Below are 4,899 nucleotides of genomic sequence, written 5' to 3' on the forward strand. Positions count from 1 at the left end.
CTAAAAGTGCAGCTAATTTCCATTGGTAGGCGTCTATGGAACAACCCCTGAAGGTGATGGTGATCGACGATTCCCGCACGATCCGCCGCACCGCACAGATGTTGCTCGGTGAAGCGGGCTGCGAGGTGATCACCGCCAGCGATGGCTTCGATGCCCTGGCCAAGATCGTCGACCACCAGCCCAGCATCATTTTCGTCGATGTGCTGATGCCGCGCCTGGACGGTTACCAGACCTGCGCGGTCATCAAGCACAACAGTGTCTTCAAGGACACCCCGGTGATCCTGCTGTCGTCGCGCGACGGCCTGTTCGACAAGGCTCGTGGCCGGGTGGTCGGTTCCGATCAGTTCCTGACCAAGCCGTTCAGCAAGGAAGAATTGCTCGACGCGATCCGCGCCCACGTGCCCGGGTTTGCCGTACCTCAACAACACGCACCCTGACCGCGCCCCGCCATGGCACGGTCCTACTTTCCTGATGGGGAAACAGCATGGCCCGAGTTCTGATTGTCGACGACTCGCCGACAGAGATGTACAGATTGACCGAATGGCTGGAGAAGCACGGCTACCAGGTGCTCAAGGCCAGCAACGGTGCCGATGGCGTGGCCCTGGCCCGGCAAGACAAGCCCGACGCTGTGCTGATGGACATCGTCATGCCTGGCATGAACGGTTTCCAGGCCACTCGCCAGCTCAGCAAGGACCCAGAGACCAGCGCCATCCCGGTAATCGTGGTGACCACCAAGGACCAGGAAACCGACCGCATCTGGGCCACGCGCCAGGGTGCACGTGACTTCCTGACCAAGCCGGTGGAAGAGGACGCGCTGATCGCCAAGCTCAAAGAAGTGCTGGGGGCTTGACCACCCGCCCGCAGGGCGCGTCGCTGACCGCCTTCGAGTTGTTGCTGGACATCGACCGGCGCTGCCGCCTGCTGGTGGCCGACCAGCCACCGCAGGACAACCGACTGCAGCAGTGGAGCGGCATCGGTTTTCGCATTGCCGGGCAGTGGTTCGTCGCGCCCATGGGCGAAGTGGCCGAAGTGTTGCGCGAACCGCGCAGTAGCCGTGTTCCCGGCGTGCAGCCGTGGGTGTGCGGGGTGGCCAACCTGCGTGGCCGGCTGTTGCCGGTGATGGACCTGAGCAGCTTCTTCGGCCTGGGCCACGCCGCCCCAGGCAAGCAGCGGCGGGTGCTGGTGCTGGACCACGATGACCTGTTCGTCGGCCTGCTGGTGGACGAGGTACTGGGCCTGCAGCACTTTGCCCTCGACAGCTTGCAGTTGTCGCCGCCGCAACCACTGATCCGGGCCGCTGCACGCTTTGTGCAGGGGCACTTCCCGCGTGAACGCAACTGGGCGATCTTCAGCCCCTTCGCCCTGGCCCAGGCGCCGGGCTTTCTCGATGTGGCGTTATAGGACCTGCGAACGTGAACAAGCCTGCCACCCCCGTCACTGCCACCACCGTGACCCCACGTACCCGCAGCATCGCGCAGATCACCGTGCTGTTCCTGATCCTGATCCTGTCGATCATCCTGCTGTTCGCCAACTTCGCCTACCTCAATACCCAGTCCAACTACGACAAGCAGTACATCGGCCATGCCGGCGAGCTGCGTGTGCTGTCGCAACGCATTGCCAAGAACGCCACCGAAGCGGCCACCGGCAAGGCGTTGGCGTTCAAGCTGCTGTCGGATGCGCGCAACGATTTCGAGCGTCGCTGGGGCTACCTGCGTCAGGGTGACAAGTCCACCGGCCTGCCGCCTGCGCCACCCTCGGTGCGTGACGAGATGGAGTCGGTACGCCGTGACTGGGAAAACCTGCGTAAGAACACCGACATCATCCTGGCCAGCGAGCAGACCGTGCTGTCGTTGCACCAGGTGGCGGCGACCCTGGCCGAGACCGTGCCGCAGTTGCAGGTGGAATACGAAAAAGTGGTCGAGATCCTGCTGCAGAGCGGTGCCCCGGCCAATCAGGTGGCGGTGGCCCAGCGCCAGCTGTTGCTGGCCGAGCGTATTCTCGGCTCGGTCAACACGGTGTTGGCCGGTGACGACAGCGCAGCCCAGGCGGCCGATGCCTTTGGCCGCGACGCCGGGCGCTTTGGCCAGGTGCTGGAGGGCATGCTCAATGGCAATGCGACCATCCAGGTAACCCGCGTCGAGGACGCCGACGCTCGCGCACGGCTGGCCGAAATTGCCGAACTGTTCCAGTTCGTTGCAGGTTCGGTCGATGAAATTCTCGAAACTTCGCCCGAACTGTTCCGTGTGCGTGAAGCCGCAGGCAACATTTTCAGCCTTTCGCAAACCTTGCTCGACGAAGCCTCGCACTTGGCCAACGGTTTCGAGAACCTGGCCGGTGGGCGCACCCTCGACACCGTTGGCGGTTACGCCCTGGGCCTGCTGGCGCTGGCCTCGATCATCCTCATCGGCCTGGTCATGGTGCGTACCACCAACCGCCAGTTGCGCGAGACCGCAGAAAAGAACGAACGCAACCAGCAGGCGATCATGCGCCTGCTCGACGAAATCGAAGAGCTGGCCGACGGCGACCTGACCGTGACCGTGTCGGTGACCGAAGACTTCACCGGCGCCATTGCCGACTCGATCAACTATTCCGTGGACCAGCTGCGCGACCTGGTCGCCACCATCAACCACAGCGCCATGCAGGTTGCCGCCGCTGTGCAGGACACGCAGAACACCGCTCGCCAACTGGCCAAGGCCTCCGAGCACCAGGCCGCACAAATCAGCGAAGCGTCCGAGGCGGTTGGCGACATGGTCGAGTCGATCGATCGGGTGTCGGCGCATGCCTATGAATCGGCCAAGGTGGCCGAGCGCTCGGTGGCTATTGCCAACAAGGGCAACGAGGTGGTGCATAACACCATCAACGGCATGGACAACATTCGCGAGCAGATCCAGGACACCGCCAAGCGGATCAAGCGCCTGGGCGAGTCTTCCCAGGAAATTGGCGACATCGTCAGCCTGATCGACGACATTGCCGACCAAACCAACATTCTCGCACTCAACGCTGCGATCCAGGCCTCGCTGGCCGGTGAGGCCGGCCGCGGGTTTGCCGTGGTCGCCGACGAGGTACAGCGCCTGGCCGAACGCTCGTCGTCGGCCACCCGCCAGATCGAGGCACTGGTGCGCACCATTCAGGCCGACACCAACGAAGCGGTGATCTCCATGGAGCAGACCACCGCCGAAGTGGTGCGCGGCGCCCGCCTGGCCCAGGATGCCGGGGTGGCGCTGGCCGAGATCGAAGGGGTATCGCAGAACCTTGCCGACCTCATCCACAGCATTTCCGACGCTGCCCAGTTGCAGACTTCTTCGGCAGGGCAGATCTCCCATACCATGGCGGTGATCCAGCAGATTACCGCGCAAACCTCCGCAGGCTCGGGTGCCACCGCCGACAGTATTCGCCACCTGGCCCGCATGGCCAGCGAGATGCGCCGTTCGGTGTCCGGTTTCACCCTGCCGCCACCGGCAGAACCCAAGTGAAGCGCCGCGCAGAGGAGTGCCCATGGCTGTCGCTGCTGTAAGCCCCGAGCGCCACGAAACGGTGGCGCTGGCCTGGACCAAGGCCGCCATTCTCGATTGCCTGGGCCAGGCACGGCAGGCGCTGGAGCGCTTCGCCGGCGAACCGGGCGACTTGTCGATGCTGGCCTTCGTGGTCGACAACTTGCACCAGGTGCATGGCTGCCTGCGCATGCTCGAGCTGCGTGGCGCCACGCGCCTGGCAGAGGAACTGGAGCTGTTCGCCAAGGCGTTGGCCGATGGCCAGGTCAGCCCACGGGGCGATTGCCTGGGTGCGCTGTTCCGTGGTCTGGAGCAGTTGCCGTCGTACCTTGAACGCTTGCGCGGCGCCCGCCACGATCTGCCGTTGGTGATGCTGCCACTGCTCAACCAGCTGCGCGCCTGCCGTGGCATCGAGCCGCTAGCCCAGGCAAGCCTGATAAGTGGTGCTGCGCAACGCTTTGCCGGGTCCGACGACCTGGCCAACCTCGACCTGTCGTTGGGCAACTGGCGCGATCAATTGCAGGCCGGGCCGGGCCGCGATGCCCTGCGCTCGGTGGTGACCGCGCTCTGCGACGACCTCATGCGCATCAAGGAGCGCCTGGACCAGTTCGTGCGCAGCGATCGTCAGCACAGCGAGCAGCTCGATGCCCTGCTGGCGCCGCTGCGCCACGTGGCCGATACCCTGGCTGTACTGGGCTTCCAACAACCACGGCGGGTGATCATCGACCAGGTGCTGGCGCTGCAGGCCTTGGCCCAGGGCGAGCGGTCGGTGGACGATGCGGTGCTTATGGATGTGGCGGGGGCCTTGCTGTACGTGGAGGCTTCGCTGAACGGCATGGTCGGCCCACTGGAGGAAAACGGCCAGGGTAGCCTGCCGGGCTCGGACCTGGCCGAGATACGCCAGCTGGTGTTGAGCGAGTCGCTGAATGTATTGCAGCAGGCCAAGGACCTGATCGGCGACTACCTGGAGTCCGACTGGCCTCGGCAGCGCCTGCAACCTTTGCCAGGGCTATTGCAGCAGGTTCGCGGGGCTTTGGCCATGTTGATGCTGCCCGCCGTGGCCGAGCTGTTTGCCGGCTGCGCAAGTTATGTGCAGCGTTGGTTGCAGCACCTGGACGAAGAGCCGCCCGCCGATGAGCTGACGCACCTGGCCGAGGCGCTGAGTGCTGCCGAGTGTTACCTGCAATGGCGGGTGGCCGACCCGTTGGCGGATGGCCAGCCCTTCATCGACAGGGCGCGTGCCAGCCTGGCGGCGCTGGGCGTGCACTGTGCGCAGGCTGACGCCCGAGCGGGCCTGGGAGCCGATGGCGATGGCATCGACGACGAGCTGCGCGAAGTGTTTCTCGAGGAAGCTGGCGAGTTGCTTCCGGAAATCGAGCGTCACTGGCTGCGCTGGCGTGCGGACAAC

5 protein-coding genes are annotated in these 4,899 nt (G+C 64.7%); all 5 read left to right on the forward strand.

Going from position 1 to position 4,899, the window contains the following annotated elements:
* Positions 1 to 35 precede the first annotated feature (35 nt).
* Positions 36 to 437, forward strand: a complete 402-nt coding sequence (locus APH42_RS28425; RefSeq protein WP_012274552.1) for a PleD family two-component system response regulator — start codon at positions 36 to 38, stop codon at positions 435 to 437.
* A 47-nt stretch (positions 438 to 484) separates the two neighbouring features.
* Complete coding sequence (gene pilH, locus APH42_RS28430) at positions 485 to 850, forward strand: twitching motility response regulator PilH (RefSeq protein WP_012274551.1); 366 nt, start codon at positions 485 to 487, stop codon at positions 848 to 850.
* A complete protein-coding gene (locus APH42_RS28435; protein WP_012274550.1) occupies positions 847 to 1,401 on the forward strand; it encodes a chemotaxis protein CheW in 555 nt (184 codons plus the stop codon). The genes pilH and APH42_RS28435 overlap by 4 nt, the downstream gene beginning before the upstream one ends.
* A gap of 47 nt (positions 1,402 to 1,448) precedes the next feature.
* Positions 1,449 to 3,473 (forward strand): methyl-accepting chemotaxis protein, encoded by a 2,025-nt coding sequence (locus APH42_RS28440; protein WP_223296421.1) that lies wholly within the window; start codon positions 1,449 to 1,451, stop codon positions 3,471 to 3,473.
* Positions 3,474 to 3,495: 22 nt separating this feature from the next.
* Positions 3,496 to 4,899, forward strand: a 1,404-nt coding sequence (locus tag APH42_RS28445) for an Hpt domain-containing protein (RefSeq protein ID WP_177336886.1), incomplete at its 3' end; no start/stop codon positions are given.

The organism is Pseudomonas sp. NBRC 111140 (genome assembly GCF_001320885.1).
In the GTDB taxonomy this organism is placed as follows: domain Bacteria; phylum Pseudomonadota; class Gammaproteobacteria; order Pseudomonadales; family Pseudomonadaceae; genus Aquipseudomonas; species Aquipseudomonas putida_P.